The 14,667-nt window shown below is 58.1% G+C and carries 11 protein-coding genes; 7 read left to right on the top strand and 4 right to left on the bottom strand.

The features are described 5' to 3' along the window. The first annotated feature begins 109 nt into the window (after window positions 1–109). From ETAA8_RS11505 to ETAA8_RS11490, 4 genes are all read left to right on the top strand, one after another. Window positions 110–3,715 carry an acyl-[ACP]--phospholipid O-acyltransferase gene (locus ETAA8_RS11505; protein ID WP_145088158.1) on the top strand — a complete coding sequence of 1,202 codons (3,606 nt, stop codon included), beginning with the start codon at window positions 110–112 and terminating at the stop codon, window positions 3,713–3,715. 83 nt (window positions 3,716–3,798) lie between these two features. Then, a complete protein-coding gene (locus ETAA8_RS11500; protein ID WP_145088157.1) occupies window positions 3,799–4,263 on the top strand; it encodes a hypothetical protein in 465 nt (154 codons plus the stop codon). Between the two features lie 6 nt (window positions 4,264–4,269). Further along, window positions 4,270–5,109, top strand: a complete 840-nt coding sequence (locus ETAA8_RS11495; RefSeq protein WP_145088156.1) for a DUF1559 domain-containing protein — start codon at window positions 4,270–4,272, stop codon at window positions 5,107–5,109. Between the two features lie 115 nt (window positions 5,110–5,224). After that, the gene (locus tag ETAA8_RS11490; protein ID WP_145088155.1) at window positions 5,225–5,557 is read left to right on the top strand and encodes a heavy-metal-associated domain-containing protein; all 333 of its coding nucleotides are present in this window, start codon (window positions 5,225–5,227) and stop codon (window positions 5,555–5,557) included. Between the two features lie 307 nt (window positions 5,558–5,864). Here the strand turns inward: ETAA8_RS11490 and ETAA8_RS11485 are convergent, their stop codons facing one another. Next, window positions 5,865–6,086 carry a hypothetical protein gene (locus tag ETAA8_RS11485; RefSeq protein WP_145088154.1) on the bottom strand — a complete coding sequence of 74 codons (222 nt, stop codon included), beginning with the start codon at window positions 6,084–6,086 and terminating at the stop codon, window positions 5,865–5,867. 264 nt (window positions 6,087–6,350) lie between these two features. Between ETAA8_RS11485 and ETAA8_RS11480 the strand changes: the two genes are divergently transcribed. Continuing rightward, window positions 6,351–7,838, top strand: a complete 1,488-nt coding sequence (locus ETAA8_RS11480; protein WP_145088153.1) for a prenyltransferase/squalene oxidase repeat-containing protein — start codon at window positions 6,351–6,353, stop codon at window positions 7,836–7,838. Window positions 7,839–7,869: 31 nt separating this feature from the next. On the opposite strand, the gene ETAA8_RS11475 is transcribed toward ETAA8_RS11480, so the two are convergent. Both ETAA8_RS11475 and ETAA8_RS11470 read right to left on the bottom strand, forming a co-directional pair. Beyond that, window positions 7,870–8,742: a tetratricopeptide repeat protein gene (locus ETAA8_RS11475; RefSeq protein ID WP_145088152.1), complete on the bottom strand. Its 873-nt coding sequence runs from the start codon at window positions 8,740–8,742 to the stop codon at window positions 7,870–7,872. 16 nt (window positions 8,743–8,758) lie between these two features. After that, window positions 8,759–8,989: a hypothetical protein gene (locus ETAA8_RS11470; protein WP_145088151.1), complete on the bottom strand. Its 231-nt coding sequence runs from the start codon at window positions 8,987–8,989 to the stop codon at window positions 8,759–8,761. Between the two features lie 710 nt (window positions 8,990–9,699). Between ETAA8_RS11470 and ETAA8_RS11465 the strand changes: the two genes are divergently transcribed. After that, window positions 9,700–10,182 (top strand): GNAT family N-acetyltransferase, encoded by a 483-nt coding sequence (locus tag ETAA8_RS11465; RefSeq protein ID WP_202921772.1) that lies wholly within the window; start codon window positions 9,700–9,702, stop codon window positions 10,180–10,182. A 135-nt stretch (window positions 10,183–10,317) separates the two neighbouring features. Here the strand turns inward: ETAA8_RS11465 and ETAA8_RS11460 are convergent, their stop codons facing one another. Next, window positions 10,318–11,736: a DUF1501 domain-containing protein gene (locus ETAA8_RS11460; RefSeq protein WP_145088150.1), complete on the bottom strand. Its 1,419-nt coding sequence runs from the start codon at window positions 11,734–11,736 to the stop codon at window positions 10,318–10,320. A 236-nt stretch (window positions 11,737–11,972) separates the two neighbouring features. Between ETAA8_RS11460 and ETAA8_RS11455 the strand changes: the two genes are divergently transcribed. After that, complete coding sequence (locus ETAA8_RS11455) at window positions 11,973–14,663, top strand: PSD1 and planctomycete cytochrome C domain-containing protein (RefSeq protein WP_202921771.1); 2,691 nt, start codon at window positions 11,973–11,975, stop codon at window positions 14,661–14,663. Window positions 14,664–14,667 lie beyond the last annotated feature (4 nt).

Raw genomic sequence — 14,667 nt, 5'->3', positions numbered from 1 at the left:
TCGGTCAAACGAGACAACTCAACCTTGCGGCAGTCCGGCGACAACCCTACCTTACCGGGGTACAAAAATTAAGCACTGCAGCCTGCTGAGGAACTGGCCACGTTTTATCATGGTTGACACCGACGAATCACACAATGCGAGTCCGCCGTCGACGCGGGCAGATGCGCCGGTCGAAACCACTCCCACTGGCGATGCCTCAATCTGGTCGCTCGGGTTTTTTGGCCTCGTGGCGACTCAGTTCCTCACCGCAGCCAACGACAATATCTTTCGCTGGCTGGTGATTGGTATTGGTAAAGATTATGTCTTGAAAGGTGATGTCAGCCTGCTATTGACGGTCGGCACGATCTTAATGGCCGGCACGGCCTGCATCGTCATGCCGTTTCTCTTCTTGGCCGCTCCCGCGGGCTATTTGGCCGATCGCTTCAGTAAGCGATCGGTAATTATCGGCTGCAAAATTGCCGAGATCCTGCTCATGGCTCTCGGAGTCGCTGCCATCCTCAGTGGCGAGCAAGTCGCCAGCAACACGACATTGCTCCTGTTGTTTGCAGCACTCACGCTGATGGGCGGCCAAAGCGCGCTCTTTTCGCCTGCTCGCTCGGGCGCGCTGCCCGAAACGCTTCATCCCAAGTGGCTCTCGCTCGCCAATGGCCTGTTTGCCCTCGCGGGGGTGTTTGCAACTGTCGTGGGCATGGTCGTGGGAAGCATGCTGGCCGATTGGACAAAGCCAAAAGGCCTCGAGCATTGGGAATTGACCGCTGCCGTGCTAGTGGGCACTGCCGTTGTCGGCACCCTTACCTCACTGCTCATACCGAAGATTGCAGCCGCCAATCCAAACTTAAAATTCCCCTGGTCGTTTCCCGCCCAGACGTTTCGCGATTTGCAACTCCTGTGGAATCAACCGGCATTATTTCGCGTGGCACTGGGCATTCTGTTTTTCTTCTCGATTGGCTCTCTCGCACAACTCAACATCGACCAACTGGCGACGGAAGGTGGTGGCACCACAGAGACCGCGAAGGTGCCGCTGCTCATTGCCCTCATCGCCGGAGTATGCGTGGGGAGTGTGCTCGCTGGCATCTGGTCGGGCGATCATGTCGAACTTGGTTTGCTCCCGCTCGGTGCGTTGGGGATGGCGATCGGATCGATCTTACTCTTCACCGTTCCGGGTCACATCTTCGAGGCGGGGAGCAACATTCCCGGCGGATTGGTCTGGGCCTGTGCCCTGCTCTGCTTTCTGGGCACCAGTGCCGGGCTGTTCGATGTGCCGCTCGAAAGCTATCTGCAGCAGCGGAGCCCGCGCGATAAGCGTGGCTCGATCCTGGCCGCGAGCAATTTTCTCACCTTCTCCGGAATCTTGCTTGCTTCGGTGCTGTTTGCCACCCTGCGATTACCGTTCTGGAAATCGAGCGATCCAGCCATTGCAGCGCTGCAACCTCTTTTCACTTCGCAGCAGATCTTTTTGCTGGCCGGTTTATTCACCCTGCCAGTGTTTGTTTACATCGTCTGGCTAATTCCCCAGGCCTCGCTTCGATTTTTCGTGTGGCTGCTAAGCATGACGATCTACCGCATGCGCGTGTATGGTCGCGAAAACCTGCCCCGCGAAGGGGGCGCTCTCCTCGTACCGAATCACATTACGTGGGTCGACGGCATCTTGCTGCTGCTGGCCAGTTCGCGACCTATCCGCATGGTCGCCCTGTCGTCGAACATTGAGAATCACTGGCTCAAATGGCTGGCCAATATGTTCGGTGTGATTCCGATCAATCCGGCGAAGCCGAAGATGGTGGTCACAGCCTTCAAAACTGCTCGCCAGGCGCTCAACGATGGCGAACTCGTCTGTATTTTTGCCGAGGGCGGCCTCACGCGTTCAGGCCAGGTGCAAGCCTTTCGCCCCGGCATGATGAAAATCCTCGAAGGGACCACCGCCCCCGTGGTACCGGTCTATTTTGAAGGTTTGTGGGGAAGCATTTTCAGCTTTGAGGGAAACAAGTTCTTCTGGAAATGGCCCAAGCGAATTCCGTATCCTTTGTCTATTCATTTTGGCCCTGCGGTCACCGAGCCCGACGACATCCACAAGATTCGTCAGGCCGTGCTCGACCTGGGGGCAGTCGCCGTGAAGAAAAGCGTGCAATCGATGCTGCCACTCCCGCGTTTGTTCATTCGCCGTTGCAAGGAACGCCTCAAGCAATCTAAGGTTGCCGACTCGATGGGGGCAGACATGACCGGCGCAGATACCCTGCTCCGCGCCCTGATTCTGCGCCGCCTGCTCCGCAGGCACGTCATCAAGCCCGATGAAAAGTGCGTGGGCGTGCTCCTACCACCATCGGTTCCTGGGTTTCTGGCCAACATGGCCTTGGCCTTAGATAAACGCGTTTCGGTCAACTTGAACTACACCGTCTCGCCCGATGTGATGAACGCGTGCATCAAGCAGGCGGGCATCAAGCACGTGCTCACCAGCCGGCGGTTCATGGAGAAAATGGAATTCAAGCTCGATGCCGAAATCATCGAACTCGAAACGCTCAAAGACAAACCAACGGCGGCCGATAAAGCCATCGCAGCCCTGCAGACCTATGTCTTGCCCGCCAGCTGCGTCGAGTGGTCGCTGGGCTTGAATAAAGTGAAGAGCGACGACATTGTCACGATCATCTTCACCTCGGGTTCGACGGGTACTCCAAAGGGGGTGATGCTCTCTTACGGCAACGTGGGAACCAATGTCGACGCCATTGATCAAGTCGTGAAGCTCAAGCCCAGCGATGTGCTGATCGGCATTCTGCCGTTCTTTCATTCTTTCGGTTACACGGTCACCATGTGGGGCCCAGCGGCCCTGAACATCAAAGGTGCCTGGCATTACAGCCCGCTCGAAGCCAAGATGGTCGCCAAGCTCGTCAAGCGCCAAGGCGGAACGCTGCTGCTCAGCACCCCAACCTTCTTGCGTTCCTACTTGCGGCGCATTGAGCCCGAAGATTTCAAGACGCTCGACGTCGTCGTAGCTGGTGCCGAAAAACTCCCCCAAGATCTGATCCAAGGCTTCGAAGAGCGGTTTGGCGTGCGTCCCGTCGAAGGTTACGGCACAACAGAACTCTCGCCACTGGTCTCGGTGAACATTCCGCCTTCGCGCTCAGTCGGCAATTTTCAGGTCGATCGCAAAGAAGGTTCGGTGGGCCGAACAGTCCCCGGCGTTTCTGCCAAGATTACCGACCTCGATACCGGCAAAGTCTTGGCGGCGAACAAGTCGGGCATGCTGTGGATCACCGGGCCCAATGTCATGCAGGGCTATTTGGATCAACCCGAACTGACCAGCCAGGTAATCAAGGACGGCTGGTATCAAACCGGCGATGTCGCATACATCGATGACGATGGCTTCATCTTTATCACCGGTCGCGAAAGCCGCTTCAGCAAGATCGGCGGCGAAATGGTGCCGCATATCAAGATCGAAGAAACCCTCTTCGCCATTATTGGTGGCGAACACGAAAAGCAGCCCGCCGTAGTGACTGCCATTCCCGATTCGAAAAAGGGAGAACGACTGATCGTACTCCACTTGAAGCTGGACAAATCGGTCGACGAGTTGCGCAAGGGACTGACCGAAGCCGGGCTGCCGAATCTGTTCATCCCGTCGGCGGACAGTTTTCTGGAAGTACCAGAACTACCGATTTTGGGGACGGGAAAGCTGGATTTGAAGGAAATTCGCTCTCTCGCCCAGGAACGATTTGTTGCCGAATGATCGCCAAGAACGGAATTGGAAGCTAGGGTGGTAGGAGGGTGGCAAAACCCCTGTAACCGATCCAACTCCGTCCGCGTCTGGCAATGATGTTCCCACGGTCCTCCAACGACAATCGCTGGCTACGAGCGGTTCGCTGCTGCGCACTACTAATGCTGGCGTTGCTAACCGCGAGTTGTAGTTCCGAAGCGTCTCGCCGGCCGATCTTCGGCAACATCACCAGTTCGCGCGCGGTCCTGGCAGTCACCTTTCAACCAACCGCCGAGACAAGTGGTCCGGCGGTCACCACCGACGTCACAAACAATAGTTACCGCTTCACCACCGAGAACGGTCCCGTGCCGGGAACGTACGAAGTGGTGTTCCTGCTCGATACTCCCTCCACCGGCTTCGCTCCGCTGCTGCTCAAACACTTGCCGCAAGCCGTCGACAAAGTTCCGCAATTGACCACGCGAACACTGAACCCCGCGCCGGCACCGCCGACCATTGCGGTGGAAGTTCCTGCGAGTGGTTCATTGCAACTCGATCTAATCGTCCCCGAGACTCAACCTTAGTTTTGCATGCATAACCTGGTTTCCCATCGCCGCGCTTTCACCCTGGTGGAATTGCTCGTCGTGATTGCCATTATTGGCACACTCATGGCGCTGCTCCTGCCGGCGGTCCAAGCTGCGCGCGAAGCAGCGCGGCGCATTCAATGCACGAACCATCAAAAGCAATGGGTGCTCGCACTTCACACCTATCACGATTCGCATCTCGCGCTTCCCTCGGGCGCGTACAAGCCGGTCCTCACGACCAAGCACACTTACCTCTGGCGCTCGTCGCTCTTGCCGAACATCGAGCAAGGTAACCTGCACGCCAAGATTAACTATCAGTACCCCTCCTGCTATCAGGCAGCCTACGAAGCGGGGCCGAACAATCCGAGCGAGAAGTCGGTGCCGCTCTATCACTGCCCCAGCGACCCCAATGCGAAAAAGCCTTTCTTGAATCACATGGGGGCGAACTACATGCCCACCAACTACATGGGGGTCAGCGGCGGCAAGTTGGCAACTTCGTACGACGGCGCGCTCTTCAAATTCAGCGAGACGAGGTTTCAGCACTTTACCGATGGGCTGTCGAACACCGCCATCATTGGCGAACGGGCAGTGCCACGCAGTTTACGCTGGGGTTGGGCCCTCTGCGGCGAGAACGACCAGGACGCTTTCCTCAGCATGTCGCTCGGGATTTCGAAGGGGACCGATGACGAACTCGTCGCCAGCAACTTGAATAAGTTTTGGAGTTATCACACCGGCGGCACCGTGTTCGGCCTCGCCGATGGCTCCGTTCGGTTCGTTAGTTACTCGATCAACTTTAACGAACTTGTCGCGCTCGCCACCCTCGACGGCGGAGACATTTCGCCCTAAAGCGGTCCGTTACGCCACTGGCCGAAATCGGCCCTGACCGACTACAATAGAAGTGCTGTTTCCCAGCCAATCGCAGTGGCGGACGATTCTCGGTTTTTGTTTGGAGTTCAAGGTCATGAAGTCTGTTCTGACAGCTATCTGCGTCGCGTTCATTGCCCTGGCCTTTTCCGGCTGCATGACTTCCACCAGCACTACGGCGGTTGAAACTCCTCCTCCAGCCGGCACGACGTTGGTGAAGCTCAAGCTGCCAGGAATGGTGTGCGGCGGTTGTGCCGAAGAAGTGAAAGACACCCTCGTGAAGGTCGACGGCGTTTCGAACATTGTGACCGATCCCGTCAAGCACGAGTGCTCGTTCTGGTCGACCAAGTCCGCCGACGACATCAAAGCCAAGCTCGACGAACTTGCCAAGAGCAGCGACAAGATCGCCGGCTGGGAACGGTTGAATTAGCTTGTCTTACAGAATTGGCTTCCGTGGCATAGGCATCTTGCCTGTGATTTTGAGTTCTGACAGGCAAGGATGCCTATCCCACGAGTGACCGCCAAGAAACACCGTAGCCCGCAGTGTCAGTAAGAGAGTTCGGCCAGCGCGGTGTTGATGTTCAACCGACCGGTTCGCAGAGTTGGCTGGGCAGTGTTTTGCTCTGCAATTCGGCCGGTGCGAAATCAAGTCGTGCGTGGTTCTCTCTTACTGACGCCGCGGGCTGGCCGGCGCTTCCGGCAATCTTCCAATTGCCACTCTGATCGCAACGTTCCTGTCAGGGACTGTTGCTGGGAACATACAAGCAAACTTCGCTGGCCCGAGTCATCACTTGCAAATAGCGACGATGAGCCTCAAAGCGGTTAGCGAACAACTCGCGATTCCAGGTACTGGTCGATCGGAGCCGCCAGGCGACACAGTAGTTCGCCGCTGCTTCGTAATCGGAGGCATTGTCCCCGGCCGAGCAATCGAGCGTGTTGTTATTTGTCGTGGCGACCATCCGAAAGTTCCTGTCATCACCGTTGAGCTTGTTGGTTTTGTTCTAACTTGCTGAGCGTAGCGATCTGCCGGTTGTTACAAGGGAAATGCCTCTTTCTGGCAAAACCTGTGATCTTCGCCTCAAGATTTTCGGGCTACGCCGGCCCAGGTCGCAGATTTCACCTCCGGCCGCCCCTTCAGCCGCAAGCTATAGTTTCCAGCCCCCGCGTGCGGGTAGTTGGTACCGCCGGTAACGCTGATTCTGTTGCTAACGCTGGTAACGGTTGTGTCTGTCCACATCACTATCGAGCCCGAGACCCGCCGCCAGTGGCTATATCGCTGCTTGTTCGGTCGTCGGTCCCAGCAAGTGGTCTTTTGCGGACTGATGACTCTGTATGGCCATTTGATAGCCATCGTCGTGTTGTCCATTTACATGCGGCCCGTTCAACCCCGACAGCAGCAGTTTCCCGCTGCGACGGTCATTGCCCAGTGGACTCCTGAGGAACAAGAACCGTTGCCGCCGACGGAGCTTCACTTCACACCCCCTGAGATTCCGGAAGGGCTGCCGACGGAAGCCGATGCCGTTCCCGTTCCAACCCTGGCACCCGACGCTCCCAACGTTCCGGCTCCCACGGCTGGCCAGGCTTCCGCACCTCTGTTGTTGGACGAAGGGAAAGGCGTGCAACCCAGTCCGCAAATGCTTCTAACTAATACCGAACTGAAGATTGGCGGCGGCTACGAAGGGCGAACTACTGACGCGCGCGATCGCCTGGCCGCTGCACGCGGAGGTTCACCCGCCAGCGAACGGGCGGTTGAACTGGGCCTCAACTGGCTTGCCGCCCATCAACACAAGAATGGAGGCTGGCAGTTCGACCATCAGCATGGCAAGTGCGCCGGCAAGTGCAGCCATCCCGGCACGCATCAATCCACCACAGCTGCCACTTCGTTAGCGCTCTTAGCTTTTATGGGGGCGGGTCAAACGCATCGCGAAGGAAACTATCAACTGGTCGTCGAGCGGGGCCTCGACTATCTCGTGAGCCGCGTGGTTCCCAACAGTCGCGGTGGCGATTTTCAAGAAGGAACTATGTATGCCCAAGGACTCGCCGCGCTCGCCCTGTGTGAGGCCTACGCCATCACGCAAGACAACCAACTGCACTACCCAGCCCAGCTCGCGCTCGACTACATCATCAACGTCCAACACCCGCTCGGTGGCTGGCGTTACTTCCCTGGCCAAACCGGCGATACAACAGTACTCGGCAGCCAACTCCTCGCCTTACACAGCGGGCAACTCGCCGGTCTGCAAATCCCAACCAAGTCCTTCGTCCTCGCCCACGAGTTTCTCGACCGCGTGCAAGACGAAGGGGGAGCAACCTATGGCTATCAATCACCGGGCGACCAGCCCACCCCGTCTGCCATCGGGCTCCTGTGCCGCATGCATCGCAGCTGGAAACGAACCGACCCGCGCTTGATCGCCGGTCTGGAAAAACTCGCTGCGCGCGGCCCCGACGAGCAAGACCTCTATTTCAACTATTACGCCACGCAAGCGCTCCACCACTTTGATGGTCCTCTCTGGGAAAAATGGAACCTCGCCCAGCGCGACCGACTCATCGCAACTCAAGTGCAAGAGGGGCATGCTGCCGGCAGTTGGTACACGCCCGATCATCACACGGTGGCCGGCGGCCGTCTGTGCGACACCGCGCTGGCCGTCATGATTCTCGAAGTCTATTACCGCCACATGCCACTCTACGGGCATCGTGGAGCGGGCGACTTTTAGCGTTGCGATTCGCCCGCTTGAACTTCGCCTCTTAATACTGCCGACTCGCCGCCGGCATCGAAGCTGAATTTCCAAACGTGGCGCGGGCTGGACTGGCAATGATGTTGGCCGGAGCACTGCTCGGCGGATTGGTCCATTGAAAGGGGCCGACAGTTCCAGGAGTCGTGTTCACTTGTGTGTTGCCAGTCGGCAAAGCCCCCGGCGACAAACCACCCTGGGCCATGCGCGTCGTCAGTTCCTGCACCTTGCTGGCCAGTTGTGGCTGATAAGGATTCAACTGCTGAGCCCGCTGATAGTTGACGATGGCTTGCTGATAGTTCCCACTCAATTCTCGCTGTCGTCCTAGCGCTGCATGCGCCCGCCAGTTCCCTACATCCAGCCGCAGCGCTTCGGTCAGATAGTATTCCGCATTCCGGTTGTCCCCCACCTCTTCGCTCAACCGCGCGAGTTCCACGCGAGCATCGGCAGAACTCGGACTCTTCGCGGCCCAATCATTCAACATCGTGAAGGCCTGCGTCGTGCGACCTGTTTCGGTCAGCAACACGGCCAGACCACGGCGGCAATCGACGTGATTCGGGTTGTAGCTTAAGCAAGTGTTATAGAGCGATTCCGCCTGCGATAGCGCGTTGGCATCGCGATTGACGAGCCCCATCCGGTGACTGGTCGCAGCAGCGTTGTAATAGCTGTCAGGGTTCTGCGGATCGGTTCGCATGGCTTCCTGAAATTTAGCCATCGCCACCGGATAGTTGCCTTGCTGAAAATACCGTACGCCGTCGACGTTCCGTCCCTGCGCGGCCAGACCGCAGCCCAGAGACAACGGCAGCAAACAGCACACCGCCAGCGCGACGACGTCCGAAAGCTGCAAGTCTGAAAGTTTTTGCGGTAGCGGTTTCCAACCAGGCATCGTGGCATTCCTGCGATTAAAAATTCCCGCCCAGGTTTTTCTCTATTTCTTCCGAACGGCGGTCGGTGAATAAACCGCTCGGCTTGGCATCCGGGTCTTTCCCCCGCATTCCGCCGCCGAACGAGTCATTCCAATGCGAAAAGCCCGGCCCCTTCAACTTCTCATACCACTGACAGCCACTGCCCGTGACCAGGCACATGGCCAGGCCGAACGAGATCGCTGTCAGACGTAAACATCGCCCAGACATAGCTGCTGCCAACCTCATCAGAAACGACTCATTTCCACGCCCGAATTTTTTCACACGAATCGCATATCGCAGGAAGTTTTCCTCAAGTCGAGACCAACCTGCAATATTTGCCGCTTGCTAGCGAGACCCGCGGACCACGTTCCCCGCAATGCCGTGTGCTGCGTTTCATCGCACACCTGATTTGCTACCTAAGTGTTGACAAACCCACCCCTAATTTTGCTCTCAACATGCGCCATTCCCGCGTTTGACACACTTTCTGGCTCGCGGCGCCGGATCATTTTTCAACACCCCCTGTTTTAAGTATTCGCCTCGAGCGCTCGCGCCCTACCTTCCAAAAATCTCCACCTAAGTACCACGCCAACTATTCACTTTATGCGCAGCACTTCCTAAACACATTAGACGCCACACCCGTGACACGTCTGGTCACGCAAGATTAACGAAATTAGCCAATCACGCCGGCAAACCATCTGCCCGGGGTCGGGAGATTTTTCGGGCAGGTGGACCGTGTCTTCAGCCGCTCGGCGAAGGCCCGAAAATCCTCCCGAACCCAATCGTGCGAATTCGCGACCCCGGTCACATTAGCGCGAACGCTCACTGAAGAAAGCTTCCGCGGGGAACTTTGGTTTTGGATTCCAGCGTAATTGACCTCACTCGCCCCCCTGCCCTATCGTGAGGCACATCCCCCGCGAACTTCTAAACTCGACACACGCATGACGAACATCCCTGCCCCCCCTGCCCTGCTCATTCGCACCGACGATGTCAGCAGCCCGGCTGTGATCGAACTGCTGCTCGACCACCTGCGTAATTGTCAGCTCGCCACGCCCCCCGAGAGCACACACGCGCTCAATCTCGATGGTCTTCGCCGGCCAGAGATCACCCTGTGGACCATCTGGAGCGGCCCGAACCTCGCGGGCTGCGGAGCCCTCAAGCATCTGGACGCCCAGCACGCCGAGATCAAGTCGATGCGCACCGCGCCCAACTTCCTGCGACAAGGAATCGCGGCCGCCATGCTGCAGCACCTCCTCGCCCAGGCCCAACTCCGCGGCTATTCGCGCGTCAGTCTCGAAACCGGTGCCATGGCCTACTTCGAACCCGCCCGCCGCCTCTACGCCAACTTCGGCTTCGTCGCCTGCGAACCCTTCGCCAACTACATTCCCGATCCCAACAGCGTGTTCCTGACGAAGGAACTCTGACAATCCTTTAGGATCTGGGTAGCTGTGTTTTGTGCTCAAAACACAGCGCGCAGATGCGCAACCAAGGCATTGCGTCAATTCAAAAGTCAGCTGTGTTTTGAGTACAAAACACAGCCACCCAAGTGCGATAGAAACTTATCCCAGTGCCGCGATCGGCGAGCCGTAGGGAAGCAGCGGCATGGGGCGACCGTGATGATCGAGAAAGTTGTGGTTCTGGTTGATGCCCAAGTGCTTGAGCATGGTGGACCACAGGTCGTTGGGAGTCAGCGGTGTGTCGACCGGGTATTCACCCTTGGTGTTGGTGGCACCCACGACAGAACCCATCTTTAGCCCGCCGCCGGAAACGAGCACGCTCATGGCACCTGGCCAGTGATCGCGACCGGGCTGCATGATGCCCGTTTGTGAGCCCAGCGTATTGCTGATGCGCGGTGTGCGACCGAATTCCCCAGTGACGACGAGCAGCACCTTCTTATCGAGGCCCCGTTCGAACAGATCTTGAATGAGGGCCGAGATCACCTTGTCGAGCAGTGGCAGCCTCACGAGGGCGTCATCGAATAAGTGGCAATTCACCGCGTGCGAATCCCAGTTGTAGGTGCCATTCTTCAACGAGCCGACGCCACTGACGTACGGATTCTCCATAATCACATTCACGAACGAGCAGCCCGCTTCGACCAGTCGCCGAGCCATCAGCGCGCGATAGCCCCAGGCATGCTTGCCGTAACGATCTTTGATGTGCTCCGGCTCGCGCGAAAAATCAAACGCCTCTCGAGCCTTGGCACTGGTCAACAGATCGACCGCTTTGCCGCTGAATTGATCGAGCGCGTCCATCCGACCGCTGCCGTCGATCTTTCGCTGCATCCGGTCGAGCCCCTGCAGCAACTGCGTCCGGTCGGCTAAGCGGTTTTCCATCTCGGCAGCCAGCGAAACGTTCTGAACCTTGAAGGCCTTTTCGCTCGGATCGCCCGGCACGGTGAATGGAGCGTATGCCGCGCCCAGGTAAGCGGTCCCCAAGCTGAACGTATCGATCTGCTGCCGGCCACCATCGACTTCCAGAATGTAATTCGGCAGCCCGCGATTCACATGATCGCGCATGCGGGCAATCATCGAACCGACGGCCGGATAGTCATTCACAAAGCCGACGGGCTCTTTCGGATCGCGGGCGGTCATGAACCGCTTATGCCCGCCGCCGTGGTCGGCAAACTTGTGAGCAATCGAGCGAATGAGCGAGTACTTATCGGCACACTTGGCCAGCAGCGGCAAGTGTTCGCAAATATCAATGCCTGGGACATTGGTATGAATGGGGCGGAAAACGCCGCGATAATCTTCCGGAGCGTTCGGCTTCATGTCGAACGTTTCCATGTGGGGCGGGCCGCCCGGCAACCACACGAAAATGACCGAGGTCTCAGGATCGCTCTGCGCGGCCTGCGCTTTGAGCCGCAACAGGTCAGCCATGCCGAGCCCAGAAAATGCTACTGCCCCAGCTTGCAGAAACGAACGACGCCCCAGTGGACCGGGGCAATTCTTGTCTGTAATCGGCTGGGCAGAAAACGTCATCGGCGGGAACTCCAGCGGAGCGGGCAGGGAGAGCGTTGACAGGGCGGGTAACTATAGCTCATTTTATCCATCGGCAGATTTTAATCTGAACACGCAGCCGAAGGGATGTCAATTCATTCGAGGCCGCAAAAAGTGTGTCAAAACAAATCGAGACATTTGCCCGCCGACCGAGTACGATACGGGCTGCGGCCCCCTTATTCCCACCTGGCCAAGTCCCTCGCCCGAGGCCCCACCGTATGGCCCACCGTCTGACTGAGCGCTGGACACTCACCGCCTCGCTTGCCCTCGGCAGCTTCGTTTGCTGCGCGGTCGCAATGGCGGACGACAAACAGCCCGGCGCGGACTATCTCGCCCGCATCAAACCCGTCCTCCGCGAGCGCTGCTATGCCTGCCACGGCGTGCTCAAACAAGAAGGGGGCCTGCGACTCGATACCGCGACCTTCGCCATCAAGGGTGGTGAAAGTGGCGCAGCCATCAAGCCCGGCGACGTGGCCGCCAGTCTGATCATCGAACGCGTCTCCGCCGCCGAAGAATCCGAACGGATGCCCCCCGAAGGCGAACCTCTCAAGCCAGCTGAGATCGATGCTCTTCGCGCGTGGATCTCGACAGGGGCGATCATCCCTGCCGATGAGCAGCCCGAACGTGACCCGCGCGAGCATTGGGCGTTCAAGAATCCAGTTCGTCCGACGATACCTATCGTGGCCAATGTGGCCTGGGCCCAGAATCCCATCGATGCCTTCATCGCGGCCGAATATCAGAAACGAAATCTCACGCCCCAAGCGCCCGCCGACAAACGCCTTTGGTTGCGGCGAGTCTCACTCGACTTGATTGGCCTGCCACCGACGTCAGCCGAGCAAGCGGCCTTCCTTGCCGACGATTCAGCGGACGCTTACGAAAAAGTAGCCAATCGCCTGCTCGAAAGCCCGCAATATGGCGAGCGCTGGGGCCGCCATTGGATGGATATTTGGCGCTACAGCGATTGGTGGGGACTCGGCGTCGAAGTTCGCAATTCGCAGAAGCATATCTGGCATTGGCGCGACTGGATCATCGAGTCGCTGAACGAGGACAAAGGCTACGACCAGATGCTGCGCGAAATGCTGGCCGCCGATGAGTTGTATCCCAACGATCCCGATAAGTTGCGTGGTGGCGGCTTCCTCGCACGGCAATATTTCAAGTTCAACCGCACGACCTGGCTCGATGGCACGGTCGAACATACCGGCAAAGCGATGCTCGGGCTGACGTTCAACTGTGCCAAGTGCCACGACCATAAGTACGATCCGTTTTCGCAGGTCGAATATTATCAACTGCGGGCCATTTTCGAGCCCTATCAAGTTCGTACCGATGTCGTCGGCAGTGAACTCGACTTCGAAAAAGATGGGTTGCCGCGCCCCTTCGATTGCAATTTGGAAGAAGCAACCTTCCTGCACATTCGGGGCGACGATCGCAATCCGGACAAAGGCAAAACGATCGAGCCCAAGATTCCGAACTTCTTGTCGACCGTACCCTTCGACGTTCAACCAGTGCAACTTCCCCTGGAAGCTTATCGCCCCGGCTTGCTTACGCGTGTCATCGAAGCCCATCGCTTAACGGCCGAGCAAGCGGTTGCCAAAGCGCGCGAGGCCGTGGAGCCAGCCAAGGCAAAACTTGCTGCTGCCACCGACGCTGACAAACCGGTTGCCCAACTCGAAGTGACGATTGCCGAGCGGGCACTTGCGACCGCTGAATCGCAACTCCTCTCGATTCAAGCTCGCACGGTGGCCGACCAGGCAAAATTCGCGCAACCACCAGCCGGCGATGCTGCCGCTCTTGCCGCGACTGCTGCCCTCACGGAGAAGACGGTTGCAGTCAACAAGGCCGAAGAAGAAGTCGCCCGGGCAGAACTCGTTTTGCTGCGCGCGGCAGACAACAAGAAAGATGTACCCAAGGCCGCGCTCGGCAAGGCGAAAACAGCGCTCGAAGCAGCCCAGAAGGGGCTCGCCAAGCCCGGCGAAGCTTACACTTCCCTTATCGGCTCGCTGAAGACATTCGAGAACAATCTTGAAAAAGAAGACTCCCGCCGCAAGCCTTTTCCCGCCACCAGCACAGGTCGCCGCACTGCTTTGGCCAAGTGGATCACAGCCAATGAACATCCACTCACCGCGCGAGTTGCCGTCAATCATCTTTGGAATCGGCACTTCGGCCGCGCGCTCGTTCCTACTGTTTTCGACTTCGGGCGCAAGGGAACTCCGCCGACCCATCCGGAGTTGCTCGATTGGCTGACGGTCGAGCTGCGCGAACACAACTGGAGCATGAAGCACATTCACCGCCTGATTGTTACATCGCAGACCTATCGCCTCTCGTCATCGACAGCTGGTGCGACTGCAGCCACGCTCGCCGCCGATGGCGACAATCGTTACTACTGGCACGGCAACCCAGTTCGCATGCAGGCCCAGCTAATCCGCGACAGCCTGCTTCATTTCGCGGGCGAACTTGATCTCACGCGGGGCGGTCCTTCGATTCCCGTCAAGGACGAAACATCACGCCGCCGCAGCTTGTATTTTGTCCACTCCCATAACGATCATCAGCAGTTTCTCTCGATCTTCGACGATGCCAACGTCCTCGAGTGTTATCGCCGCAGCGAAAGCATTGTCCCTCAGCAGGCTCTCGCGCTCGAGAATAGTCCACTGGCAACCAACGTGGCCCAAAAGATCGCCGCCCGCCTGGAAATGGATCGACCGAAGGCCAGCGACGAGGAGTTCACCCGCGCGGCATTCATTACCATCCTGGCAGTCGAACCGAACGCCGACGAACTCGCCCTGGTAGCCTCCGCCTTGGATCAGTTCAAAGAACTGGCCCGTTCGCAACAGAAGCCGACTCCCGACCTCGTCGCCCGCACCGCTATCATCCACGCCCTGCTGAACCACAACGACTTTGTGACGATCAGGTAAGGAA

The organism is Anatilimnocola aggregata, from assembly GCF_007747655.1.
GTDB lineage: Bacteria > Planctomycetota > Planctomycetia > Pirellulales > Pirellulaceae > Anatilimnocola > Anatilimnocola aggregata.
This window is presented reverse-complemented; position numbering and strand designations above follow the sequence as displayed.